The sequence below is a fragment of the Acinetobacter sp. 1542444 genome (assembly GCF_000581835.1).
Lineage (GTDB): Bacteria > Pseudomonadota > Gammaproteobacteria > Pseudomonadales > Moraxellaceae > Acinetobacter > Acinetobacter pittii.
Genome location: NZ_JEYA01000001.1, coordinates 573,588 through 599,753, shown reverse-complemented (window position 1 = coordinate 599,753; position 26,166 = coordinate 573,588). Strand labels below are relative to the sequence as shown.

Sequence of the window (26,166 nt, the reverse complement as noted above, 5' to 3'; positions counted from 1 at the left end):
GAGATGCCTTCTGTCCCAAGCAGAAGGCATTTTTTAGCACTTAGCAAATTCTTTTAAAAAAGCCCACGGAAAAATCCCTTTATCATGCCCATCACTAAAACAAATTTGGGCACCGTAACCTTGATCGAACATAGCTGTTACTTCGACATTTTGATCTTCAATTTTAATTTGCTTAATTCGCTTCGCTCGGCAAAAGCCACATGGGCAAATTTCCCTTAAATTTTGATGGCTCAAAGATACGCTTAAACCATCAGTCCATATAAAGTGAACCTGTTTATTTGTAGTATCGACACGAATATCAGGTCTGGCTTGCATATTTCACCTCACCAATTTGATTTAATCCAATACGAATCGCTTTTCGTACTTCTGGGTCAGGGTCATTTTGATGTTGTTCTAATAGATTCTGAGCTTCGGATGTACCAATTTCACCGAGTGCTAAAGCGACTTCTTTACGTAAATTACTAATTTCATGCTTAAAGTTATCAGTCAAATGAGCAACTGCCAGATGTGATTTAAGTAGTCCCAAGCTCCGTACTGCTGCAATACATACTTGCCAATACAAGTCAGATAAAGCATGAATTAAGGGCGTTTCAAGCTGAATGATATGTAATTTTCCAATCGTAAGTGCAGCTTCGACTCTTAGTTGCCAACTTTCCGAAATTAAAGAATGTTGAAGTGCTTGGATGACCTCTGTGGATATACTCTGACTATAAGCTAAACCTCCTGTTGCAATGCGGCGGACCTCATCATCTGTATCTGTTTCTACAATTTTTGCCAATATCCTAATCGCTTGGTCTTGTTGTAACCAACTTAATGCACTGACTGCCTCACGGCGTACAAGTGCATCTTCGTGGTGTACCAAAGCGGATATCTCTTCAAATAATTGATGTGGTCGTAAAGGTTTTAAAGCACGCAGAATTGCACTAAGAGCGAAAGTATCCGTATGCTTTAAATAAGGTGCAAGGATCTGGGCAGATACCGCATTTTTAACTTCACTTAAGCTTTGGCTAGCAGCTTGTTTCACATTCAGATCAGCATCAAATAAGGCTCGAGCTAATACCTGCAAACTGGTTGGATCTTCCCAACTTTCTAATTTTTTTGCCGCCTCTTCACGAACTAAAGCTGAAGAGTCGTGTTGTAGTGCTGCATGTAACCAAGGAAGTAAATCCGGACTTTCTTCATCACCAATATTCATTAAAGCAACAAAGCGAATCTTTTCATCTGCGTGATTAAGCTGTGCAAGAAATTCCTCATTATATTCATCGAGGTCATCTAAAGCTTGATAATAAAAACTCATTCGTATTCCTTAATTTGTGATTTCTTTCCAAGCCCTAATGGATTTAAGCGGCTTAACTCTTCTTGTTGAGTGGCATCTTTTAAGGTCTGGATGCAATGTTTTTTAATGGCGGTAAATTCACTACTTGTTACAAGCTCAACGTCTCTTGGGCGTTCAAACTTAAGCGGAATTTCTTCAATAATTCGTCCAGGTCGATGGCTCATAATCAACACTCGATCGGCTAAAAAAAGTGCCTCATCAATATCGTGGGTAATAAATAAAACCGACGTTTGAATTTCTTGCCAAATTTCGAGTAATAGCATTTGCATTTTTAAACGAGTTTGAGCATCTAACGCACCAAAAGGTTCATCCATTAATAAAATGCGAGGTTGATTAATCAGTACTCTCGCAATTTCAACCCGTTGCTGCATGCCACCAGAAAGTTCGGCTGGAAATTTATGTTCAAAACCTTTAAGCCCGACCAGATCAATCATTTTCTGAGCTTGTTCAATACGCTTTTGTTTGGCGATCCCTTTCATTTTTAAACCAAAGGCAATATTTTCAAGCACACTTTTCCATGGAAATAAGGTATGTTGCTGGAACACCAAACCTCTGTCTGGATGCGGTTCAAATATCGATTCATCATCGACCGTTAAAGTCCCAGAACTAATCGGTAAATGCCCTGCTAAAGCGCCTAATAATGTTGATTTACCACAACCCGACGGGCCAAGTAGACATATAAACTCGCCCGGTTGTATTTCGAAATTAACCCGATCTAATGCCTGAAAACGATTTTTAGCTTGACCTAAATGTAGAGATAGATTTTGAATACGCACATGGCCTTGTGTAATTGACATTTTATGATTTCCTCAGTTGATACCATGGGGTAAATCGGTTTCCAATCACACGCACCAAGGTACTGCTAAACATACCCAAGGCTCCGATCAACACCATGCCAACCACAATATTGCTATAGTTTTGCAAGGTGAACGATTCCCATGTGAAGTATCCAATTCCGTGTTGGCCTGAAATCATTTCGGCAGTCACTAAACAGAACCAACAAGTACCCATTCCAATAGATAAACCGGTAATGATGTTCGGTAATGCTCCCGGAATGATGACTTCATGAATAATGGCGAGATCAGAAGCACCTAGACTTTTCGCAGATGCAACGAGTCTTGGGTCAACTGCACCAACACCATGTACAGTGTTTAATAAAATTGGAAATAAAGCCCCAATAAAGGTAATAAAAATCATGGAAGCTTCTGATGATGGAAAAATCAGAATTGCTAAAGGAATCCATGCAACTGCTGGAATTGGACGTAATACTTCTAATGGCGGCATTAGAAATGCAGCAACTTTTTGATAACGTCCTGCTAACAAACCAATACCTACACCAATTAGAGCTGCCAATACAAAACCAACTACTACGCGAAAAACACTAGATTCAACATGTTCAAATGCAGTGCTGAGTTGAAAGAAAGTCCACAGTGCATGAATAACATCTAAAGGTGTGGGTACATTGCTAAAGTTCACAATACCTAAATTTATTTTAAACTGAGCTAGGCCTTGCCAAATGACTATCCAGAAAACTATCGATATAAAAGCAATCGCGTAGTTTTTTAAATGCGTCGGATATAACCTCAATTGTTGGAAAAATTTAATCAAAAATGTACTTTGGTTTTTAGGTTTTGTTTGGACTAAACTACTCATTCGTCACCTCCTGCTCATTAGGTAAGACAACACATCAGCTCTGTGTTACAAGCTGAATAGCTTTAAAGTCATATACTTTTCCGCCCTGTTGTTTAGCCCATTTTTCAGCATCATCTTTTAATAAAAAGGCCTGAATTTGTCCTGCTTTATCTGTGGCATACCATGCCAGATTGGCAAGTAACTTAATGTCGGACTGATGATCTTGGCTATAAACCACACGCACCGTTTTTCCATCGGCTTGAATTTTCTTTAAATCAGAAAAAGCATTCTCAGGTGTTTCATAGCTACGCACTTTTTCTTCACCCTTTACCCAAATTTGAGTCACCCTATCAAATGTTTTGATGGGTTGTCCCGTTAAAGCGTCATTGGCAACTAAAGGTGATTTTGCATAGTCAGCCAATTGCTGGCTGTAATTAAGTCCAGATGCCTGAAATGCATCCTTAATATATTGATCATCAATAAATTTACTTACATCAAGCGTACCGTCGTTTTTGCCTAAAACTTTTAATGTGTCTATCGCAATTTGAGTCGCTTTTCGATATTCAGGTTTCCAAGTTAAGTCACGAGTTTGGAGACCTAGTGGACCATGAAACAGATAGACCACTTCAGCAGGAATACCTGTTTTTTCAGCAATAAATTCACTATATTTTTCAGGTTGTTCGCGAACCAATCGATTCGCTTCAATAGTTGCCTGTAAATAAGCTTTTATGACTTCTGGGTGCTGCTGTGCATAATCCTTGCTCGCAAGTGAACCATGAAATGTGGGTGATTTTGCTTGTGAACCATCATAGATTTTTTTGGCAAAACCTTGATAAGCAAATAACTCTCCGAATGGTACGAAGTCAGCATGTGCAGCAATCTTGTGACTTTTTAATGCAGGCCCTGCCACTTCTGGCGCTTGAGCAATCACTTTAATATCTTTATCAAGTTGCCAGCCTTCAGCTTGAATCGCTCGCAGTAACAGTCCATGAGCAGTTGAGGCAAAAGGTACGGAAATGGTTTGTCCTTTTAGTTCTTTGAGTGATGTTACTTTTGATTCAATTGGAACAACAATCGCATTACCGCTACCATTAATACTGCCCGACAATGGCGCTAAAAATATGCTTTCTTTCCCAGCTTTTTTAAATGCCGCTAAATTATTAACAGCAGGAAAGTCAGCCATTGCTCCCAAATCTAGACGCCCAGCTACCATCTCACTGGTAAGTGGTGCACCAGAGGTAAAGTTTTTCCATTGAATGTCATATTTAACGTGTTTGTATTTACCATCTTTAGGCAAATATTTTGGTAATAAATTCAATTCACGAATGAGCAACCCACCTGTTGCGCAGTTAATAGTCGTGTCTTGTGTGCCAATCGCTACACGAACAGTTTCTGTTTTACTACTGCACCCCAAAGTGCCAAGTACAATGGCACCAATTAAGCTACTGAGTAATAGTTTTTTATTGATCAATTTATTTTGTCTCATGTTACGTATTCCAAATTAATTATTTGAGTAGGTACGGGATATTTACTTTGACTGCATCTGTTGGGCAGTCTTTTTCACAAGGCATGCAGTACCAACATTCATCAAACTGCATGAAAGCTTTTTGAGTTATTGGATCGATTGCTAATAAGTCCATTGGACAAACATCTACACAGACTGTGCATCCTTTATCAGCAATACATTTATCTTCATCGATAATGACGGGTGCGACAGTACGGTGTTGAACTTCTTTAAAAATAAAAGCCATGATTTAAATTCCTGATTTATTTAGTCTGCTAGAGCAACATCTTTTTGAATGCGTAAACGGTCATACGACACAGCTTCATCTTGATTAATCGGAACCACATAAGGCTCGATTGGCTTTTTGAAACTGACCATGTTGCCGTGTTCATCTTTTTTCAAATGAGCGTGACAGAACCAATCCGAGTTATTTTTTTGAGGGAAATCTGCTCTATAGTGGTACAGTCCCCAGCGGCTTTCTTCTCTAAACAGTGAGGCTCTAGCAGCCATTTCCGCGCAGTCTCGAATAAAAGAAACTTCAGCAGCACGCATCAATTCATGCGGGTTTCTTGCAGAGATTCGCTTAATATCCTGTTTGATTTCTTCAAAACGTTTGAGCCCAATTTCCATTTTTTGGCGAGTTTTAGGGGGCTGCAAATAGTCATTTACAAAACGGCGCAGCTTATATTCCACTTGTTCTGGAGGTAAACCTTCTGAGCAATCCAGTGGCGCAAATATTCGAGCTTTTTCTGCTTCTATTTCGCTTTGGTTTAATTCGCTATCTTCAATTGCATTTACGTATTGCGCAGCATTTACACCCGCAAACCATCCGTAGGTAAATGCACCAAGCATATAGTTATGAGGTACAGCCGCCATATCACCTGCACTGTATAAGCCTTTAACCGAAGTCTCAGCTTTTTCATTAACCCATACACCAGAAGCACTGTGTCCACTACAGAAACCAATTTCTGAAATATGCATTTCCACCATATCTTGACGGTAATTGGTTCCTCGGCCCTCATGGAAACGACCACGGCTTGGGCGCTCATTGGTATGTAGAATCTCTTCAATAGTTTGAATGGTTTCTTCGGCCAGATGATCTACTTTTAAATAAACAGGACCATTACCACTTTCCAATTCTTGATAAAATTCCCACATCATTTGACCACTCCAGTAGTCACATTCAATGAAACGTTCACCTTTACTATTGGCCGTATAACCTCCTAGGGGACCAGTTACATAGGCACAAGCCGGACCGTTATAGTCTTTAATCAGTGGATTGATTTGGAAGCATTCTAAGTTGGCAAGCTCAGCACCGGCATGGTATGCCATTGCATAGCCGTCACCCGCATTGGTTGGGTTCTCATAAGTTCCCATTAAGTAGCCAGAAGCTGGTAAACCTAAACGCCCTGCTGCACCACAACATAAAATGGCAGCTTTCGTTTTAATGACATAGAAATCGCCACTACGACAGTCAAAACCAACTACACCATTGATTGCACCTTGCTCATTTTTTAAAAGCTTTGTGGTGACGATCCGATTATTAATTTTGACTTGAGCACGCTTTAACTGACGATATAAAACTTTTTTAACGTCATGGCCTTCAGGCATTGGTAAAACATATGCCCCCATGTGATGTACTTTTTTTACTGCAAATTCGCCTGTCTCATCTTTTTCAAACTTAATGCCCCATTGATCGAGCTGTTGAATGGTTGTGAAACTATGCTTTGCATATGCATATACAGTGGTTTGGTTAACTACCCCATCATTAGCAATGGTAATTTCTTTGGTGTATTGCTCAGGTGTTGCGTAGCCCGGAATGACAGCATTATTCAACCCATCCATTCCCATTGAAATCGCCCCACTGCGTTTTACATTCGCCTTTTCAATGAGCAAGACTTTTAAATTGGGGTTTTCTTGTTTTGCTTTAATCGCAGCCATTGGCCCTGCAGTTCCACCACCAATCACCACAATATCGAACTCAAGATATTTAGTTTCCATTGAATATTCCTTATTTTTATTTGAGTTATTAACGATGAATACGTAAACGGTACTGGAAGGTATCGCCCGAGAAATAGAGATATTCATAGTCAATCGGTTGGCCATTTGCGTCATGAGTCAAACGTTCAACCCGTAATACAGGAGTTCCGATTTCGACTTGCAACAAAGCCGCTAATTCCTCATCCGCAACAGTGGCATCAATGCTTAAATCCGCATGTCCCAAAGGGATGTCACACTCTTGTTCTAATGCCTTGAAAATATCGGTTGTACGTAAATCAATCGCTTTTTCTTTAAGTTTCAAACCAATATGTTCTGGCAAATAAGTCAACTCATAAGACACTGGCTGACGGTTGAGTAAACGAACACGTTGAATTTCATACACATTGGCTTTAACAGGTAACTTTAATTTGGGTACAACGTGCATTGGGATCTGCTTAAGCTCGGCCGAGATGACACGGTTTAAAATTTCGTGACCAGCAGATGACATTGCTTCTGCAAAACCTTGCAAACTTGAAATGTTCTGGAATGTTTTTGGCTTACTTACAAAGGTCCCTTTACCTGGCACCTTAAAAATATAACCTTCCAACTGTAATTGGTTGAGTGCTTGGCGAACTGTGATTCGGCTTACACCAAACTGTTCAGCAAATTCGTTTTCAGATGGAATTTGGCTCAACACGGCATATTCACCATTTACAATTTTGTTAAGGATGAGTTCCCTTAACTGATCGTAAAGAGGCTTATGATTTTTGGGATCTTGGGGTAGCTGGCTCACGGCTCACAACCTGTTATAACAACTTGAGCAAATAATGTTTAAAATGTTTCAGCTTTGGAAATAATTTAAAGCGATAACTTTAGTTAAAAAAATAATTTCATTTAATATCAATAAATTAATAAATAGTTATCTATAAAAGTTGAATTTTTATCATAAAAAATACATTTGTGTTTGTTATGCTATAAAACATACTCCGTTATGCCATAAACGTAAAAATTAATATTATTTTTTAGGGGATAATATGCAACAAAAACAACAAAATACCCCTGATGATTCAGTGGTACAAGTCACCTTCTGGCAAGCCTTTTTATTTTGGCTCAAGCTCGGCTTTATTAGCTTTGGGGGACCAGCTGGACAAATTGCTGTGATGCATCAGGAACTCGTTGAGCAAAAACGCTGGATATCCGAAAAAAGATTTTTGCATGCCCTGAACTACTGCATGTTATTACCTGGTCCTGAAGCACAGCAATTAGCAACCTACATTGGTTGGCTCATGCATAGAACTGCTGGAGGATTAGTTGCAGGTATTCTATTTGTATTACCCTCCTTATTTATTTTAATTGGACTGTCTTGGGTTTACATAAAATTTGGAGATGTTCCCGTTATTGCAGGTATTTTCTACGGAATCAAGCCTGCCGTCACCGCAATTGTCTTTCATGCAACGTACCGTATAGGTAGCCGTTCGCTTAAAAATAAGTTTTTATGGATCGTCGCAATTGCGGCGTTCTTTGCCATCTTTGTCTTAAAGCTTCCTTTCCCGCTTATCGTTTTATCAGCTGGTATTGCTGGCTATTTAGCGAGTAAAAAGTACCCAGAACTATTTTCCTCCGCGGCTGGACATAAAGCCAGTCAAAAAGATTATGGTCCGGCATTTATTGATGATGAGACCCCAACACCAAAGCACGCTAAATTCCATTGGTTGCGGTTAGCTAAACTTATTTTTGTAGCAATCGCTTTATGGCTATTGCCAATTTTAGTTTTAGGCGCATATTTTGGATGGCATCATTCTTATACTCAAATGGCGTGGTTCTTTACCAAAGCTGCTTTACTTACGTTTGGGGGGGCCTATGCAGTTTTACCTTATGTCTATCAAGGAGCTGTAAATCATTTTGGATGGCTTTCACCTACACAAATGATTGATGGTTTAGCTTTAGGTGAAACTACACCGGGTCCACTGATTATGGTAGTGGCTTTTGTTGGCTTTTTAGGAGGCGTCAATCATTCATTACTTGGCTCTGAGCATCTATTTTTTGCTGGAGTACTTGGTGCAGTCATTGTCACTTGGTTTACCTTTCTCTTTTCATTTGTATTTATTTTTGCGGGTGCGCCCATTATTGAATCTACACATAATGAAATTAAATTTACTGCGCCACTCACTGCAATTACCGCGGCTGTGGTCGGTGTAATTTTAAATCTCGCACTATTTTTTAGTTATCACGTGTTATGGCCACAAGGCTTTTCAGGGCATTTTGACATTGTTGCAGCCTTCATTACTGTGGCTGCATTTATTGCTTTATTCCGCTTTAACGTGAACGTGTTATATGTGATTTTTGCATCAGCGTTGGTTGGACTAGCTGTCACTTTCTTCTAATTATTTACTGATCCTATTGATTTCTTAAAATCAAAATCTCAATAAGGCCGAACAGTTTCTTTACTGTTCGGCTGTTTATATTTTTAACCCGCTAATTGTGCGATTTGTGCTGCTGCATTATCTAAGGCAGCTTGACGTGCTTCTGGGCCGAAAGCGATCCCTTCCGCGCGCACAAAAGTAATATCAGTCACACCAATAAAATTGAAAAATGCTTTGATATAAGTTTCTTGATAGTCTAAAGCTTCGGCTGGTGAACCTTCTGAGTACACACCGCCACGCGAAGAAGCAATAATGACACGTTTACCTTCTACTAAACCTTGAGGACCGTTTTCCGTATAACGGAAAGTTTTTCCAGCAACAGATAGTCGGTCAAGCCACGCTTTTAACTGTGATGGGAAGCTAAAGTTGTACATTGGCGCGCCGATTACAACGATATCTGACGATAAGAACTCGTCCAAATATTGGGTGTTTCGTGCAACATGTTGCTGCGCTATTTCATTATTAGGTTCAACACCTTGCCATGCCAAAAACTCAGCATCAGATAAATGAGGAATTGGTTCTAAAGCAAAATCGTGATGAATAAATTCTGCATCTGGATAAGCTGCGCTGAGCTTTCCAATAACAGATGAGGTGAGCTGGCGGCTAACAGACTGCTCACCTAAAATACTTGTGTCAATTTGAAGTAGTTTCATCGTTTATACCCATAGTATAAAATTGTTACTTGAACTAATTATGTTACTACTATTATGCTTATGCACAAGAAGGCACATTTTGGGAACCAAGTAATATGACTGTAACCATACCTCACGATATCCAAAGTTCAGATTGCCAGAGAGTCAGTCAAGTATTGGCTAGAGTTGGCGAGAAATGGAGTATACTCATTGTAATGACGCTTGCATCACGTTCTCATCGCTTTTCTGAAATTAAAAGAAGTATCAATGGAATATCGCAGCGTATGCTTACCTTATGTTTGCGTGGTTTAGAGAGAGATGGATTAGTTAAACGTACGGTTTATCCTGTAGTTCCACCTCATGTTGAATATGAATTAACTCCACTCGGTCATTCACTTACAGAACCTGTAATTGCTTTAGGCCAATGGGCTCAGCAGCACATTGCGGATATTGATGCGGCAAGAGCTGCGTTTGATGCAGCTCAAGATAAACCAATTACATTAGACGTTTAACGTAACTGTGAAGGACTCATACCATAAAACTGTTTAAAGCGATGACTTAAATGGCTTGCTGAACTAAACCCACATACTAGGGCAATATCTTGCAAAGAAAGCTGAGATGACTGAATTAGCCCTTTGGCTCTGGTTAAGCGTCTTTGCATGACATATTGGTGAGGTGCCATATTCATGGACTGTTTAAACATATGAGCAAAATGGTATTCGCTTAAATTCACAACATTCGCCAAATCAGACAAAGTGAGTGCCTGATCTAGATGATCTTCAATCCAGTCTTGAATATATTTGAGTTTATGAGGAGCGAGCCCACCTTTAATGATAGGTTGCTGCCATTTAACATTGCTATATCTTCGAATTAAATGATTTAACAATAAACTAGCAGTGGTACTCATTTGTAAATGGTTTGCTGAATCTTTCCAATCACAATCTAGCAAGAAAAACTGATAAAGCGCTCGAATCTTTTCGTCATCATTAAAGACAACTTCATTTAGTTCAATTTGATTAGGTTCTTTGTCCCATATTTTTTCAGCAACATCACGCAAATGTTGGTCGGTATAATATAGGTGAACGAATTTAAGCCCACCACGTATATCCCAAGTCGACTCCTGATGTTCAGGCAACAAACAAAAACGACCCGGCCCACCGCCATTTTTCCAGCCCGCAGGGGTTTTTTGATAGCTTTCATAGCCATCTTGAATATAGAGACTTAATGTGTGGTGATCGCTACAGACACTTACACGATCTTGCTGATTAGACCAAAATGCAAGTTGCATATTCTCATCAAGCACCACAGTCTCGTGAAGCTTGGCTTTAGATTGCTGTAGCTGTTCTAAAGTTTGATAGGCCATGCAAAATTAAAACGAATATCATTGAGCTTAAGTTAACCATATTCCGCAAAATTCAGCTAGTTTAGATCTATAAAAAACGCAAGATCTTGCATGTACAACACAAGAATATATACGTGAAAAATAAAGCAATCCTAGATACTTAAGTTTGGTAATCGAGGATGAAGTTATGAATATTTTACTCTATGTTGCGGTGGTGTTGATTTGGGGAACAACATGGATTGGAATTGCGGTTCAAAGCCATTATGCAACACCAGTTGTCGCAATTTTATGGCGTTTTGCTATTTCAGCCTTATTACTGTGGGTTGTTTTATTATTTTCAGGAAAATTACAGCGAATTGCTTTAAAAGATCACTTGTTTTGTATGCTGCAAGGCCTTTGTGTTTTCGGCCTAAACTTTATTTGTTTTTATACCGCCGTTAAATATGTAAACAGCGGTTTAGAGTCCGTTATTTTTTCGATGGCTGTTTTCTTTAATGCCATTAATGCGCTTATCTTTTTTAAGCAAAAACCTTCCCCAAACTTTGCACCAGCTGCAATTCTGGGTCTAATTGGTATTGTTTTACTGTTCTGGCATGACCTGATTAATAGCCAATTTAATATACAGTTATTAATGGGTATCGGACTATGTGCAATAGGTACTTACGGTTTTTCTTTAGGGAACATGATTAGTGTTAGACACCAAAAACGTGGCCTAAATATTTTTTCAACAAATTGTTATGCCATGACTTATGGGGCATTGGTGATGTTAAGTCTAGCTTTATTTACTGGCCAAGATTTAATGCCTCCAATGAATTTCCCATTTTTAAGCTCGGTACTTTACTTGGCTGTATTTGGTACGGTTATTGGGTTCTCTGCTTACTTTTCTCTTGTTGGACGAATTGGCGCAGCCAAAGCAGCCTATAGCACGTTGCTCTTTCCTTTAGTTGCTCTAACAGTTTCTACTTTCTTTGAAGGATATGTATGGACTTTAAATGCGGTATTTGGAATTTTATTAATCTTACTTGGTAACTACTTAATGTTTAGTAAGTTAGAAATTGGAAAAAAGTTATTTAATAGTCAAAAAAATTGTGAGAAGCAGGCATAATAGCCTGCTTTTTTATAAATCATGATTAATTTTAGCAGCCCATTTTTATCATCAACTCAAAATCTTTTAAAGCCGCGGCTGCTGTAGCTAAAGGCGCAGATGCTCCTCCACTTACAACAAGCTCACCCATTTCTTGCGTTAACACCCGAACGCATTTATTAGAACCTTGCAGATGAGCAAAAGGGTGATTTATCGGAACTAAACGTAACTCAACACCTGTTTGAATTTGCTGATTTTTCAGATGAATAAAACCAACCAGACGAGGAATTAAATCTTCTTTTTTCCAATCACGGATAAGATCGGCTGTGACATGACTGATTCCTTGTCTTGGAATATCTTGAATTTTTATATCAGCTCCTAAAACAGTATTGGCTAGTATCGTAATTTTTGCAGCAGTATCCCATCCATCTACATCGAAAGAGCTGTCAGGTTCTGCAATACCTTTTGCTTGAGCTTTTTCAAGAGATTCTGCAAACGCACATTCATGTTGCAACATATCATTCAAAATAAAATTCGTGGTGCCTGTAAACACACCTTCTATTTCTAAAATTTGGCAGCCAGCTAAGTTATATTCAAACAAATCAACAGTTGGTAAGGCAGCAGCTGTCGCACCGCTAAAAAATAGTTTTTTATTGTGCTGATGTGCCAAGTTAACTAATTTTTTACCATCTACGACTAAAGCACCTTTAGATACCGCAATCGCATTCATGCTATGTGTTAAAGCATAATCTAAATAAAATAGGCCTTTTCCACCTGTCACATAGTCACTTGGCCCTGTCTCAATAATGACATCTGCTTGAACCTGTTCTAAAAACTTTTGCTCTGTTAGGCCTACTTGATATTTTGTTTTATCTAGCCACTTTGAAGCGTGTAAACCTTCTTGATCAATTAAACCTGATGATGATTTGCAGACGCCCACTAAACGGGCATCAATTTGATATTTTTGTTTATAGTATGTCGATCTATTTAAAAGAAGCTCTGCAATTTGTTGCCCAATCCGTCCAAAACCACAAATTGCTACGTTAACTCGCTTCATATCGCTTTCTCAAAAATTTATATCGTTTAAATCAAATTTCCCAAGAGAATTTTAACATCTCGTCTTTGGAAAATTGCTAACTACAGAGATAGTTAAAATACTATATTACTTAGATATTTGTTAGATTAACTATCTTAATGACCATATAAATTGCGACAGCAAAAACCATTAAAGCAAAGACTTTTTGCACAATTGCAGACGGAATAAAACGAATAGCTCTGCGCCCTAATAACATACCAACTGCACATGCGAGCGCAAACGCACTAGTAATGCCTACTGGATAGTGAAAACCCTCTGCAATATGCATCACAATACTCATTCCACTAATGAGAAAAATAATCATAAGTGACGTTGCAACAATGCTATGCATATCCAAATTTGTGACTTTTCTAAGTGCTGGCACAATTACAAAGCCGCCACCTACACCGAGCATCCCAGTTAAAAGCCCCGCAATAATTCCAATGCCGGCAAGTACACCACCAGTTTTAAAATTCCAGATAAAGCGTCCTGTACTTGGATTGACCTGACACGGCGGGTTATGAAAGTCTGATACTCGGTTACTAATAAGTCGATAACCCACTGTAAACATGACCAAGCTAAACATTAACATGAGCCAAATAGGTGAAATCGTGTTAGCTATTAAAATGCCGATATGTGCCATAGGAGCACCAATTAAGGCAATCCAGATCGCAGCACGATAACGAACAATCTTTTTAAATAAGCCTTCAATGGTTCCTATGAGAGTAGATAGCGCAACCGCCAATAACCCAATCGGCGCAGCTTGAGCCACACTCCAGCCTTGACTGGTCATAAGCGCGGGTACAGCAAGAATACCCCCACCTGCACCAGTAAGACCAAGTAAAAAGCCAATCACGATGCCTTCAACGACAAGTAATAACATATCAAAAGCCTAAAATTGCATATACATCATTTGCAGTAGACTGCTGGTTAATGAGGAAGTAGATTCTCGTCTTCTTGCGAAGCTTTAACCGCTTCTCAGGGCAAAGCGTTGCTTTGTTTATCCTCTTCCACTCGAGCACAGCTCTCGTCTTCTTGCGAAGCTTTAACCGCTTCTCAGGACAAAGCATTGCTTTGTTTATCCTCTTCCACTCGAACATAGTTCTCGTCTTGCGCTCGGGTAAAGCGTTGCTTTACTTATCCTCGCTCAGGTTTGACCATCCACTCGCGGCCTTTAAGCATGCCTTGCCAGTAAATCGGCGGTAAAATCTGCTCCTTAAGCAGCCAAGCCAAACGAGATGGCTTTTGCCCATCAATCACCCATTTCGGAAAGCTTGGGAGTAATTTGCCGCCGTAACCAAACTCAGCTAGAACGATTTTTCCTCGCTCGACAGTGAGTGGACATGAACCATAGCCGTTGTATTCACAAAAGTTTTGCTCACCGTTCAGTTGTGCGAGAACATTTACTGCAACGATCGGAGCTTGTGCTCGTGCCGCAGCAGCAGTTTTGGCATTAGGTGCATTCATCACATCGCCTAAAGCAAAAATATTGGCATGTTGTGTATGTTGTAGGGTTTGAGGATTCACGCTCACCCAGCCTGCTTCATCAGTGAGTGTACTGGCACGAATAAAGTCTGGGGCTTGTTGCGGTGGAACAACATGCAACATATCGAAATCAGTCTCGACCAATGCTGCATTTTCATTGTTCACTACCTTAAACCATGCTTTTTTTGCAGGCCCATCTACTTTGACAAGTTGATGGTTAAAATGAAGTTCAGAGCCATATTTTTCGACATATTGCATTAGTGCAGGTACATATTCCTTCACACCAAATAAAACAGCGCCAGTGTTATAAAAATGAATAGAGATATCTTTAAGTTTGCCTTCCTTTAACCAGTAATCGGCTGAAAGGTACATCGCTTTTTGAGGAGCACCTGCACATTTAATCGGCATAGGCGGTTGGGTAAAGATTGCCTTTCCACCGTTTAATTGTTGCACCAGTTCCCATGTATACGGCGCTAAATCATAACGATAGTTAGACGTCACCCCATTTTTACCTAAGGTTTCGACTAAACCTTCAATTCCATGCCAATTCAGTTTTAAACCAGGACAGACGACCAAAGCTTTATATTGAATGGGTTGGCATCCTTCCAAAATAACTTGATTATGCTCAGGATCGAATCCGGCAACTGCTGCTTTCATCCACTTCACTTTTGAAGGAATCACACTTGCCATTGAGCGTGCGGTTACTTGTGGTTTGAAAATACCGCCACCGACCATGGTCCAGCCCGGTTGATAATAATGGGTATCTGCCGGATCAATAATGACAATATCTAAATGAGGTTCGCGAGACAGTAAGCTCGATGCTACAGAAATTCCTGCTGCTCCAGCGCCCACAATCACAACGCTATAACAAGGAATTGTCGCTGGTTCATGATCACGTTTTAAAATACGTGGCACTAAGCCTTTTAAGTTAAAACCAAGTTTGTTACCCGATTCAACTAACAGTGCTACATCTTGTGGGGCAACTTCGGCTACAGCCCATAAACTTATTGCACGCATACCAGAACGGCAATACGCTAAAACAGGTTTTTGGGCATTCTGATAAAGCTGTTTAAACTCAGCAACTTGTTGGTCGGTAATTTTGCCACTGGTAACAGGTTGGTAAAATACGCTTAGACCATATTGCTGAGCTGCTTCTTCAATTTCAATTACATTGGGTTGGTCTGCACCTTCTCCATCTGGACGGTTACATATCAGAGTTTTTATTCCTTGGCCTGCAATTTTTGCGACATCATCGGCAGTAATCTGGCCCGCAACATAAAATTCTTGATTAACTCGTTTAAGTTCCATATTGCCACCTTATGATTGTGAGGTTGAACCACAAGCCTGATTGGCAGGTAGCGCTTTATCGATTTGTTTTGGATATGGCAGATTTAAGTTATTCATTAATTTAATAAAATCTTCACGCGAGCGATTTTGACCTAGACGTGAATTATTTAAACGTTCATAACCAATTGTTGAAGACAGACGACCTTTATAATCGTGCCCTGGATACACAATAGTCTCGTCTGGTAGGCTGAAAAGTTGTTTGTGAATACTGTCATAAAGTATAGCTGCATTACCTTGCTGGAAGTCAGTTCGACCGCAGCCGTCAATTAATAATGCATCACCAGTGAAAACCATATTTCCTGCTAAATAACTGGTACAAGCATTGGTATGACCTGGTGTATAACGTGCTTCAATACTGAGATTGCCAACCTTAAGCATGCAACCATCTGTAATTAAAATATCTCCGCAACTTACATCTGAGTTTCGGTGTAAAACCGATTTGCAATGGAAACGTTCACGAAGTAAATTTGCAGCGGTAATATGGTCTGCATGAACATGAGTATCTAAGGTATAGATGAGCGTAAATTGATGCTGCTCTAATTCTTTTGTATAAATCTCAATATCTGATGCGACTGGATCAATTAAAACAGCCTCTCGTGTTTCTTCACATCCAAGCATATATGTATAAGTCGAACTTTCTTTTTCAAAAAACTGCTTAAAGAACATGATTTATACCCCAATAATTTATTTCTTTCCTATATTTTGCAAATAAGATGCCAATTATTTAAAATTAAATAATAAATATAAAAATCAAATGCTTAAAATAATAAGTAAAATTAAAATTAGAAAAAAAACTCAGCTTGATGTTCCTTTGAAACTCAAGTATGTTTCAATGAAACGATTGTGAAACATATAAAATGGCAAAGCTAAATTTTGAGTCAGAACAAGATTTTTTTATTTTATTTGAGCAATTAAAAGCTTTATTCCCAAATGCGAGTCTGTTTTTAGCAGATACAACGACTCAAGCAATTCACTATAAATTTAATACAGATGACATTTCTGTTGAGAGCATGGCAGCGCTTACTCAAGATCATCACAATCAATATCTCGAAATCAATACTCCTAAAATGAGAAAGCGATTTATCTATCAGGAAAATGATATTTACATCGCAGAGCATCGCATTATCGGGAAATTACATATTCTACAGCCCGTTAGCATAGAGAATGACCTTGCTGAAACAGAGCTAACAGACCAATTGCAAGACTTGGCTAAAGTTTTCAATAGTTGCTCACCAGAAATGGCTCGTATGTTTTCAATCATTCAAAGAGTTGCTATTACTGAGTTTCCAGTGCTCGTTCGCGGCGAATCTGGTAGCGGTAAAGAACTTGTGGCAAAAGCAATTCATGATTATAGCCAACGTAAAAATAAGATTTTTGTAGCGATTAACTGTGCTGCTCTCAATGCCAATATTCTAGAAAGTGAACTCTTCGGGCATGTGAAAGGTGCTTTCACGGGAGCAATCCGTGACCATAAAGGCGTGTTTGAACGTGCCGCTGGTGGAACGCTGTTTCTGGATGAAATTGCTGAGATTCCCTTAGAACTACAAGCTAAATTATTACGGGTGTTAGAAACAGGTGAATTTACTCCTGTAGGTGGTGAAAAACCTATTCAAGCCAATGTCCGCATTATTACAGCCACACATAAAGCTTTACGCGAAGAGGCTAAGGCTGGGCGTTTCCGCCATGATTTACTCTACCGTTTGCGGGTGATTCCAATTTTTATACCACCACTCAGAGAGAGAAAAGTCGATATTCCTCTTATTGTCGATCAAATTTTAAAAGAAAGCTCAACTCAACTCGACACCATGCCTCGTCATGTCAATCAAAAAGCTATGCAAGTTTTATTAAACTATGACTGGCCGGGAAATGTTCGTGAGCTTAAAAACACTTTGCTTTATGCCTTAACTATGGCAAATGGTAAGGACGAAATTGAAGTTGAGGACTTACCAAATGAGCTATTAAATGCAGAGGATTACGTTAAATTACCTGAAACAAATACAGAGCTTACCCCTGAAAATGTACAAGCTGCTTTAGAAAAATATAACCATAACCTGAATATGGTCGCGAATATTTTTGGAATTAGCCGCACTACTCTTTGGCGATACAGACAAAAGCATAAGCTTTAGCTAGGTATTTAGCTCATCTAAGGCGTATCATATTGCACTTGGTTAGGTTCGTTAGTTCAAAGGCTTTATATGATTGTCCGTGATAAAAGCAACGTATTTAAATTATTATTTGCTTGGAAAGGAACAATTTTGCCGAAGGTTTTGCCTGCACTGAGTTTTGTGGTACTTATTTCAGCATGTGTGGTCTGGCTCTCTTATTATCATTGGATTCAAATTCCTACCGTACCCGCGATCGGATTTACCATCTTTGGCGTGATTCTTTCGATTTGTACGGGTTTTAGAAATAACGCGTGTTATGACCGATGGTGGGAAGGTCGCAAGCTCTGGGGTGCTTTAATTGCCAATGCCAGACATATTGTTAGAGATAGCCATGTTTTATCTAATGAACAACGTGAACATTTAATTCATCAGGTCTTAATTTTTAGTAATTTATTGCGTGATCGTTTACGTCAACAAACAGTCGAACCCACCAAATTTCTTGAGCATGCCTATTTAAATAACTCTTCACTTAATTATTTAAATGAGCATATTAATGCACCGCAATTTGTACTCGAAAACATTCAAAAAGATTTAGTCAAAGCTCTAAAAGACGGCGAAATTAGTGACATTATCTATAGCACGCTAAATCGACATATTGTTGAGCTAGGCAATATCCAAGCGGGTTGTGACCGAATTGCTGGCACGCCTTTACCCTACTCATATTCAGTGCTTTTACATCGTGCTGTTTACTGTTTTTGTTTCATATTACCTTTTAGCCTTGAAGCAGCTTTAGGTATTTGGACACCGCTTATTGTCGGCTTAATCGCTTATATGTTTTTAGGTTTAGATGCGTTAAGTGCTCAAATTGAAGAACCTTTTGGTTTGCAAGAAAATGATTTACCGCTTGATTCAATTGTACGTTTGATTGAGCGGGAGTCTCTAAGTTCTTTAGGACAGCCATTACCCCCTATTATTGAAGCTCAAAACAACAATTTACTTTAATAAAAAAGAGCGAATCATCGCTCTTTTTTATAGGTTTAAGTACTTATTTATGGATGTACAATAATCTTAACTGCCGACTCATTATTATGAATTAAAGTTTCAAAACCTTGTGAAATCAAATCATCAAGTTGAATACGCTGCGTAATAAAAGGTTCCAGATTTATTTTACCTTCTTCAACCAGTTTAATAGTTTCTTGATGGTCATTTACATAGGCAATTGTGCCTCGTACATCAAGCTCTTTCATTACTACACTATGCACATTAATTGATGCTGGATGGCTCCAAATCGAAACAATAACAATAACACCTGTTGGTTTTACTGCCGCAACCAAAGTATCCAATACCTTGTTAACGCTACTACATTCAAATGCAACATCAACACCATCGCCATTAGTAATTTTCATGACCTCAGAAACAACATCAACTTCTGACGGGTCTAAAATATAATCTGCAACACCCGACTCTTTGGCTTTTTCTTTACGTTTTGCACTTAACTCGGTAATTATGACCTTAAGACCTTTGGCTTTTAAAATTGCCGAAAGCAACAAACCAATGGGGCCTGCACCACCAACAAGTGCAATATCACCAGCCTTTGCACCACTACGTACGAAAGCATGATGACCTACCGATAACGGTTCAATTAAGGCTGCCTGATCTAGCGGAATTTTATTGGAAATTGGGTGTACCCAACGGCGTTTAACCGCAATTTTCTCCGACAAACCACCGCCACGGCCACCTAAACCAATAAAGTTCATATTTTTGGAAAGATGATAATTGTCACCCGGTCCAGTCGGCACATCATCGGCCACAATATAAGGCTCTACGACGACATGCTGACCAATTTCAATATCATCAACACCTTCACCTACGGCATAAACTACACCTGAAAACTCATGTCCCATAGTAATCGGCGCAGATTCGCCTGAAATAGGATGCGGATGCCCACACGGTGGAATAAAAATTGGCCCTTCCATAAATTCGTGCAAATCTGTACCACAGATTCCACACCAAGCCACCTTGATACCTACAGTGCCGGGAGTGACTTCTGGTTCAGGGATATCTTCAATACGAATATCGCCTCTGTCATAAAAACGTGCTGCTTTCATTATTATCTCCCTTAAATCAGGATGTTGTTTTAGCGATAGACAATTCCGCCGTCTGTTAAAATGGATTGACCCGTAATATAGTCCGAATCTTCACTTGCCAGAAAAGCAACTAATGCGGCTACATCGTCTGGTGTTTGGGCTCTACCTAAAGCAATGCCTTCCACATACTTTTTATAAGTTTCACCAATTGCGGCACTGGTAATTTCAGCAAAACGTTTATCGATTTCCACCCACATGTCAGTTCCGACAATTCCGGGGCAATATCCATTTACCGTAATACCGTGACTGGCATATTCTTTCGCCGCAGCTTGGGTAAGTGCTCGTACCGCAAATTTGGTTGCCGAGTAAATACCAAGTAAAGCAAACCCATCGTGGCCTGCAATTGAGCAAGCATTAATGATTTTACCTTTATGTTGGCGTTGTTTAAATTTTGCAGCAGCAGCCTGTATTCCCCACAGCACTCCACCAATATTAATATCAACAATTTTTTGGAATTCATCAGGTGTGATATCAGCAATCGCTTGAACTTGTGCAATTCCAGCGTTATTAATCATGACATCAAACCCACCAAGTGTCTGCTCAGCATGATTTATAGCAGCATACACTTGCTCGCGGTCACTTACATCGGCAATAAATGTGCTCGCATTTACACCTAAAGCTTGAATTTCCTGCTGCACATCGTTCAGTCGATCTTGTTTCATATCAACTAATGCAATATGTGCCCCTTCTTGCGCCAAGCGCAGGGCAATCCCACGGCCAATGCCTTGGGCTGCCCCAGTCACTAAAGCGACTTTATTTTTTAATCCCTTAACCATGTTCAACTCCTGTAAATGTAGAATTTCTACATATGAATCGCTCGTTGCATTGAAGCCAAAATGGATTCATGCATGGCTTCTGATAATGTTGGATGCGGGAAAATCACTTGAGCTAAACTTTCATCAGTTGCTTCTAGATATTTCGCAATGGCAAATCCTTGGATATGTTCGGTCACTTCATGACCCACCATATGTGCACCAAGCAGCTCGCCCGTTTCTGCATGTACCACCGTTTTAACGAAACCTGACGCATCTCCAATTGCTAAAGCTTTACCATTTGCAGTTAAAGAAAACTTACCAATACGTATAGGTAGATTCTTAGCTTTTGCTGCATTTTCCGTTAAACCAATACTCGCCACTTGTGGATGTGTAAAAATACAACCGGGTATCTGGCTACGGTCGAGTGAATGGACGTTTGCCACACCAGCGATTTTCTCGACACATATCATGGCTTCATGGCTTGCTTTATGAGCGAGACACGGCGCTCCAGCAACATCACCAATGGCATAAAGTCCTGCTACGTTGGTTTTACAATAGTCATCAATTGCCACGAAACCTTGTGGATTGAGTTCTACACCTAAACGTTCTAGTCCTAGCCCCGTGGTATTCGGCTGTACACCAATTGCCGAAAGCACGCGGTCAAAAACAAGCGTTTGAACATCATTTGCCGTTTCAACCACACAGTGGACTTGCTCATTTTCAATCTGAATACTTTGAACGACAGCATCGGTTAAGACTTTCATACCTTTTTGTTCAAATTGTTTTCTAACAAATTGAGCAACTTCTGCGTCTTCGGTTGGTAAAATCTGCTTGGCTAAATCAATAAGCGTGACCTGACAACCCAAGTCTTGATAAAGACTAGCAAACTCACTGCCAATTGCACCTGAGCCTACAACCAATAAGCTTTTTGGTAACTGCTCGGGAACCAGTGCTTCTTTATAGCTCCAGACATATGTTCCATCGACAGGAAGTTGAGGAACATGTCGGGCTTTAGCTCCAGTTGCCAAGATGATATGTGGCGCACTTAAAGCCTGACTATTACCTTGAGCATCGGTCACTTCAAGTTTTTCTTTCGCCGTAAGCTGAGCACGACCATTAAAAACAGTGACCTGATTCTTTTTAAGTAAGTAATCGATACCTTGTACAAGCTGTGCTGAAACTTGTCGGCTATGTTGCACAAGCTTTTGGATATCAAAATCGAGTTGCGATACCTGAAAACCAAACTGTCCGGCATGTTTAAACTGGGTTGCGAGCTCTGCCCCTGCAAGCAAAGCTTTGGTTGGAATACAGCCCCAATTTAGACAAATTCCGCCTAAATGCCGCTCTTCTACAATTGCGGTTTTTAACCCGAGCTGGGCTGCACGAATTGCAGCCACATACCCACCCGGTCCCGCGCCAATCACAATTAAATCAAATTGAGCTTCTGACATGCGGGTTCTCCTACACCAAAATTAAAGCAGGGTTTTCAACAAACTGCTTAAAGCTGGCCAAGAATTTCGCCCCAACTGCGCCATCAATGACACGGTGATCACATGACAACGTCGCTGTGACAATCTCACGAACCACTACATTGCCATTTTCAACAACAGCACGTGATTCAGAAGCACCTAATGCCATAATTGCACCTTGCGGAGGGTTGATAATGGCATCGAACTGTTTAATGCCTAACATTCCTAAATTTGAAATGCTAAAGCTCCCCCCCTGAAACTCGTCAGGTTGTAACTTGCCAGTCTTGGCACGCGTTGCCAAATCACGCATGTCATCGGAAATTTGTGCTAAAGACTTCTGATTTGCTGCTTTTACAATGGGTGTAATTAAACCGTTTGGAATCGCTACGGCCACCGAAATATCCGCTTGAGAGAACTGTAAAATTGATTGAGTCGCCTCATCAAATTGAACGTTTACCTCAGGTACTTTAATCAGTGCCGCCGCCGCTGCCTTAATTAGCATGTCATTAATAGAAAGTTTCACTTGTGGAACAGTCTCATTAATCTGCTTACGTAGTTTTTGCAAAGCTTCTACGTTGAGATCGACCACTAAGCGGAAATGCGGTGCATTACGTTTTGCAGTCTGTAACCGTGAAGCAATCGCTTTACGCATCCCATTCATCGCCACAGTCGTAATTGTAGATTGTGGTTGAGCAACAGCACATTGAGTCGATTGTTCATTTACCGACGTTGGGTTATTACGATAGTAAACTGCTTCAACATCTTCTTTACAGACACGGCCACGAGTACCTGAAACACGGCAGTTATTTAGGTTAATGCCCCATTGTTTTGCTAAACGGCGTGCTACAGGTGTCGCTAAAACTTGGCTATCATCAGCCGTAGATTTAACTACTTTAGCTTGAGTTTGCTGCTTAACATCAGGCCACTGACCACCAGCAGCTTGCACAGCTTTTTGGATGTCTTGAACACTAATACGTCCTTCACGACCAGAACCCGTGACTTTTGCCAAGTTCACATTGTGCTTTTCAGCTAGCTTTAACGCATGCGGTGTTGTAAACAACTCATCAGATACTTGATAGCCTTGTAATGACTCGGGTACAGCGTAGTCACCTTTAGCAGTCTTTACTGGAACTGGAGCACTTGCAGCTACAGACTGTGGTTGTTCTGCTTTTTCAGCAACAGGTGCAGATGTTTCTGCTTTACTTTGCTCCGAAGGTGTTTCAGGGGCTTTAGCTGCTGAACCACCTAGTGATGCAATAAACTGCTCAATTTCTGCATCAGAAACTTGGCTTTCAGCACATACAGCAATAAGACCACCAACAGGTAAAGTATCACCATCTTTCGCTAAAATTTTACGGAGAGTTCCCGCAAAAGGCGCTTCTAATACATTGACGATTTTTGTGGTTTCAATTTCACAAATTTCATCGCCCTTATTAAAGCTATCACCCTCTTTAATCAACCATTGGGCGATCGTGCCTTCTTCCATGGATAATCCCCATTTTGGGATCTCCAGCGTTTTAATTTCGCTCATCCTAAGCCTCCAATGTTTTTCGCACAGCTTGCTCAATACGCTCTACACTTGGAATCCATTCTTTTTCTAAAACTGGAGAGAATGGAACAGGCGTATGTGGTGGCGTTACAAGTTCAACAGGTGCTTTCAAATAGTGGAAACCTTTTTGGGCGATTAGTGCAGCAACATCATGTCCAAAACCACAACGTGCAGCTGATTCATCGACAATAACCACACGCCCAGTCGACGCAACAGACTCTAAAATTCCTTCTTCATCCAGAGGTGAAATTGTACGAGGGTCTACCACTTCAATCGAAATACCATCTTTTGCCAATTTGTCTGCCACTTCATTAGCACGATGTACCATCAAGCCTAAAGCAATAATGGTCACGTCTGTCCCTTCACGGGTGTAATTTGCTACACCAAAAGGAATAGTATAGGCATCATCTGGAACTTCGCCTTTAATGTCATAGAGCATTTTATGCTCACAGAACACTACTGGGTCGTCATCACGAATAGCCTGAATTAGTAGCCCTTTCACATCATATGGGCTAGATGGAACCACAACTTTTAAGCCCGGAACCGCGGCAAATACGTTATATGGTGACTGAGAATGCTGGGCTGCCGCAGAAAAACCTGCGCCAATCATGCCACGTACAACCATTGGTGCTTTTGCTTTTCCGCCAAACATATAACGGAATTTAGCGGCTTGGTTATAGAGCATGTCGTGACACACGCCATAGAAGTCCATAAACATTAAATCAGCAACAGGACGTAAACCTGTTGCAGCAGCACCGGCGGCCATACCGATAATTGCAGACTCGGTAATTGGAGTATCAATAACACGTTCCGAACCAAATTCCGTCCATAAACCTTTGGTTACGCCCAATACACCACCGAAACCTTCTAACTGATTTTCTTCAGTGTTTTTACCGCCGTGTCCACCGCGAACATCTTCACCAACAACAAATACGGTTGGATCACGACGCATTTCTGATTCAATAGCTTCTTTAATTGCATTACGAAAACTTTTATTTGGCATCTTTACTATTCCTTTAGTAAGAGACATAGACGTCAGTAAGGAGTTGTTCTGGTTTTGGATAAGCCGCAGCACGAGCTTTAGCAACGGCGTCATCAACATTCGCCTTAGAAGCTGCATCAATCTCGTCTAACTTAGCTTCATCAATTTTGCCTTTAACTTTCTCTCGGAAAATTTTCAAAGGATCTTTATTTTCTTTGATGAACTCGACTTCTTCTTTAGAGCGAATCAAGCCAGGATCACCTTCGAAGTGGCCATAAAAACGGTTTGTAATGGTTTCAATAACACTCGGACCTTCACCACGACGTGCACGTTCAATGGCAGTTTGAGCAGCTTCATAGACGGCAAAGAAATCGGTCCCATCAACTTTAACTGCAGGTAAACCAAAACCTGCTGCACGACCAGCAATGTCCTTGCTTCCTACAGCGTAATCATGACCAGTCCCCTCACCAAAACCGTTATTTTCGAAAACGAAAATTACTGGAAGTTTAAGTACAACAGCCATGTTCATCGCTTCAAAAGTAAGGCCTTGGTTTGAACCACCATCGCCTGTAAAAGAAAGTCCGACACCACCAGTCTTTAAGGTTTTCGCTGTCAACGCCGCACCAATGGCTAAAGGAGGTCCACCACCCACAATCCCGTTGGCACCGAGCATACCTTTATCTAAATCGGCAATATGCATAGAACCGCCTTTTCCACGACATAGCCCGTCATCTTTACCGAAAATTTCCAGCATCATGGCGTGAATGTCACAGCCTTTTGCAATACAGTGTCCATGTCCACGGTGTGTTGAAGTGATATAGTCTTTGTCGGTTAAATTTTCGCAAATCCCGACTGCTACAGCTTCTTCACCACTGTATAAGTGAATAAAGCCAGGAATATCACCATTGGTATTTTCTTCGTGAAGTCGATCCTCAAATTCACGAATATCGCGCATGCGTTTATATGCTGCGAGTAATTGCTCTTCCGTTAATTGCATATCCTTTTCCTTTATTATCTTGATTATTAAAAATCAACCAAGTTTCAGCGAGAGTTATATATTTCGCTATAAATAATAAAGCTCAATTTAATTTAATATGCTATTAGACTAAAAATTTTTAAATGGTTTTTATGGATATTATTTTTTATTTTTCAAAAACTTGTACAGCAAAAATAAAATTAAAAAATTTTAATACATTTCATTGGCTTGTGAAACAAACCTTTAACCAACCTTTATTAATTTATAATATTAGCTGTGTACTACGCTCATTAATAAACTCTATGTCCTTTATTTAAATTATAAGGATTTTTATTATATAGAG

At 40.0% G+C, this 26,166-nt stretch carries 25 protein-coding genes; 5 read left to right on the top strand and 20 right to left on the bottom strand.

The annotated features are described in order from the left end of the window. Positions 1 to 33: 33 nt before the first annotated feature. From J580_RS07265 to J580_RS07230, 8 genes are read right to left on the bottom strand one after another with little or no spacing between them, the layout of a single operon-like run. The gene (locus tag J580_RS07265; protein ID WP_005305048.1) at positions 34 to 315 is read right to left on the bottom strand and encodes a DUF971 domain-containing protein; all 282 of its coding nucleotides are present in this window, start codon (positions 313 to 315) and stop codon (positions 34 to 36) included. Continuing rightward, on the bottom strand, positions 299 to 1,297 hold the full coding sequence (locus tag J580_RS07260; RefSeq protein ID WP_032003606.1) for a HEAT repeat domain-containing protein: 999 nt from the start codon (positions 1,295 to 1,297) through the stop codon (positions 299 to 301). The genes J580_RS07265 and J580_RS07260 overlap by 17 nt, the downstream gene beginning before the upstream one ends. After that, positions 1,294 to 2,133, bottom strand: coding sequence for an ABC transporter ATP-binding protein (locus J580_RS07255; RefSeq protein WP_032003605.1), 840 nt, complete (start codon positions 2,131 to 2,133; stop codon positions 1,294 to 1,296). The genes J580_RS07260 and J580_RS07255 overlap by 4 nt, the downstream gene beginning before the upstream one ends. Before the next feature lies 1 nt (position 2,134). Beyond that, the gene (locus J580_RS07250; RefSeq protein WP_032003604.1) at positions 2,135 to 2,989 is read right to left on the bottom strand and encodes an ABC transporter permease; all 855 of its coding nucleotides are present in this window, start codon (positions 2,987 to 2,989) and stop codon (positions 2,135 to 2,137) included. 34 nt (positions 2,990 to 3,023) lie between these two features. Beyond that, entirely contained in the window at positions 3,024 to 4,454 is a 1,431-nt protein-coding gene (locus J580_RS07245; RefSeq protein ID WP_032003603.1) for an ABC transporter substrate-binding protein, read from the bottom strand. A gap of 19 nt (positions 4,455 to 4,473) precedes the next feature. Beyond that, positions 4,474 to 4,719 carry a 4Fe-4S dicluster domain-containing protein gene (locus J580_RS07240; RefSeq protein WP_002049790.1) on the bottom strand — a complete coding sequence of 82 codons (246 nt, stop codon included), beginning with the start codon at positions 4,717 to 4,719 and terminating at the stop codon, positions 4,474 to 4,476. 20 nt (positions 4,720 to 4,739) lie between these two features. Continuing rightward, complete coding sequence (locus J580_RS07235; RefSeq protein ID WP_032003602.1) at positions 4,740 to 6,473, bottom strand: fumarate reductase/succinate dehydrogenase flavoprotein subunit; 1,734 nt, start codon at positions 6,471 to 6,473, stop codon at positions 4,740 to 4,742. 28 nt (positions 6,474 to 6,501) lie between these two features. Continuing rightward, positions 6,502 to 7,245, bottom strand: coding sequence for a GntR family transcriptional regulator (locus J580_RS07230; RefSeq protein WP_000080816.1), 744 nt, complete (start codon positions 7,243 to 7,245; stop codon positions 6,502 to 6,504). A gap of 241 nt (positions 7,246 to 7,486) precedes the next feature. Here J580_RS07230 and chrA point away from each other — a divergent pair, with 241 nt between their 5' ends. After that, a complete protein-coding gene (gene chrA, locus J580_RS07225; protein WP_032003601.1) occupies positions 7,487 to 8,836 on the top strand; it encodes a chromate efflux transporter in 1,350 nt (449 codons plus the stop codon). An 83-nt stretch (positions 8,837 to 8,919) separates the two neighbouring features. Here the strand turns inward: chrA and J580_RS07220 are convergent, their stop codons facing one another. After that, positions 8,920 to 9,528, bottom strand: a complete 609-nt coding sequence (locus J580_RS07220; protein WP_032003600.1) for an FMN-dependent NADH-azoreductase — start codon at positions 9,526 to 9,528, stop codon at positions 8,920 to 8,922. 95 nt (positions 9,529 to 9,623) lie between these two features. On the opposite strand from J580_RS07220, the gene J580_RS22925 reads away from it, so the two are divergent. Then, the gene (locus tag J580_RS22925; protein ID WP_080759654.1) at positions 9,624 to 10,019 is read left to right on the top strand and encodes a winged helix-turn-helix transcriptional regulator; all 396 of its coding nucleotides are present in this window, start codon (positions 9,624 to 9,626) and stop codon (positions 10,017 to 10,019) included. On the opposite strand, the gene J580_RS07210 is transcribed toward J580_RS22925, so the two are convergent. Beyond that, complete coding sequence (locus J580_RS07210) at positions 10,016 to 10,870, bottom strand: helix-turn-helix domain-containing protein (RefSeq protein WP_032003599.1); 855 nt, start codon at positions 10,868 to 10,870, stop codon at positions 10,016 to 10,018. The two genes, J580_RS22925 and J580_RS07210, sit on opposite strands and share 4 nt — an antisense overlap. 166 nt (positions 10,871 to 11,036) lie before the next feature. On the opposite strand from J580_RS07210, the gene J580_RS07205 reads away from it, so the two are divergent. Further along, positions 11,037 to 11,954, top strand: coding sequence for a DMT family transporter (locus J580_RS07205; protein ID WP_032003598.1), 918 nt, complete (start codon positions 11,037 to 11,039; stop codon positions 11,952 to 11,954). Between the two features lie 31 nt (positions 11,955 to 11,985). On the opposite strand, the gene J580_RS07200 is transcribed toward J580_RS07205, so the two are convergent. The 4 genes from J580_RS07200 to J580_RS07185 form a co-directional block, all read right to left on the bottom strand. Next, positions 11,986 to 12,990 carry a homoserine dehydrogenase gene (locus tag J580_RS07200; RefSeq protein ID WP_032003597.1) on the bottom strand — a complete coding sequence of 335 codons (1,005 nt, stop codon included), beginning with the start codon at positions 12,988 to 12,990 and terminating at the stop codon, positions 11,986 to 11,988. A gap of 109 nt (positions 12,991 to 13,099) precedes the next feature. After that, positions 13,100 to 13,891, bottom strand: coding sequence for a sulfite exporter TauE/SafE family protein (locus J580_RS07195; RefSeq protein ID WP_032003596.1), 792 nt, complete (start codon positions 13,889 to 13,891; stop codon positions 13,100 to 13,102). 254 nt (positions 13,892 to 14,145) lie between these two features. Next, on the bottom strand, positions 14,146 to 15,801 hold the full coding sequence (locus tag J580_RS07190; RefSeq protein WP_032003594.1) for a bifunctional protein tyrosine phosphatase family protein/NAD(P)/FAD-dependent oxidoreductase: 1,656 nt from the start codon (positions 15,799 to 15,801) through the stop codon (positions 14,146 to 14,148). Between the two features lie 9 nt (positions 15,802 to 15,810). Further along, on the bottom strand, positions 15,811 to 16,506 hold the full coding sequence (locus tag J580_RS07185; RefSeq protein WP_032003593.1) for an MBL fold metallo-hydrolase: 696 nt from the start codon (positions 16,504 to 16,506) through the stop codon (positions 15,811 to 15,813). A 191-nt stretch (positions 16,507 to 16,697) separates the two neighbouring features. On the opposite strand from J580_RS07185, the gene J580_RS07180 reads away from it, so the two are divergent. After that, the gene (locus tag J580_RS07180; RefSeq protein ID WP_032003592.1) at positions 16,698 to 17,966 is read left to right on the top strand and encodes a sigma-54 interaction domain-containing protein; all 1,269 of its coding nucleotides are present in this window, start codon (positions 16,698 to 16,700) and stop codon (positions 17,964 to 17,966) included. A 69-nt stretch (positions 17,967 to 18,035) separates the two neighbouring features. Further along, a complete protein-coding gene (locus J580_RS07175; protein ID WP_032003591.1) occupies positions 18,036 to 18,947 on the top strand; it encodes a bestrophin family protein in 912 nt (303 codons plus the stop codon). A gap of 47 nt (positions 18,948 to 18,994) precedes the next feature. Here J580_RS07175 and J580_RS07170 read toward each other — a convergent pair whose 3' ends face one another. From J580_RS07170 to J580_RS07145, 6 genes are read right to left on the bottom strand one after another with little or no spacing between them, the layout of a single operon-like run. Continuing rightward, positions 18,995 to 20,053 (bottom strand): 2,3-butanediol dehydrogenase, encoded by a 1,059-nt coding sequence (locus J580_RS07170; RefSeq protein ID WP_000642313.1) that lies wholly within the window; start codon positions 20,051 to 20,053, stop codon positions 18,995 to 18,997. A gap of 29 nt (positions 20,054 to 20,082) precedes the next feature. Next, positions 20,083 to 20,868: an acetoin reductase gene (locus J580_RS07165; RefSeq protein ID WP_032003590.1), complete on the bottom strand. Its 786-nt coding sequence runs from the start codon at positions 20,866 to 20,868 to the stop codon at positions 20,083 to 20,085. A gap of 26 nt (positions 20,869 to 20,894) precedes the next feature. Continuing rightward, positions 20,895 to 22,298 carry a dihydrolipoyl dehydrogenase gene (lpdA, locus tag J580_RS07160; protein ID WP_001287527.1) on the bottom strand — a complete coding sequence of 468 codons (1,404 nt, stop codon included), beginning with the start codon at positions 22,296 to 22,298 and terminating at the stop codon, positions 20,895 to 20,897. A gap of 10 nt (positions 22,299 to 22,308) precedes the next feature. Further along, positions 22,309 to 23,847: a 2-oxo acid dehydrogenase subunit E2 gene (locus J580_RS07155; RefSeq protein ID WP_032003589.1), complete on the bottom strand. Its 1,539-nt coding sequence runs from the start codon at positions 23,845 to 23,847 to the stop codon at positions 22,309 to 22,311. Position 23,848: 1 nt separating this feature from the next. Continuing rightward, positions 23,849 to 24,868: an alpha-ketoacid dehydrogenase subunit beta gene (locus J580_RS07150; protein WP_032003588.1), complete on the bottom strand. Its 1,020-nt coding sequence runs from the start codon at positions 24,866 to 24,868 to the stop codon at positions 23,849 to 23,851. 13 nt (positions 24,869 to 24,881) lie between these two features. Further along, positions 24,882 to 25,844, bottom strand: coding sequence for a thiamine pyrophosphate-dependent dehydrogenase E1 component subunit alpha (locus J580_RS07145; RefSeq protein WP_001177517.1), 963 nt, complete (start codon positions 25,842 to 25,844; stop codon positions 24,882 to 24,884). Positions 25,845 to 26,166 lie beyond the last annotated feature (322 nt).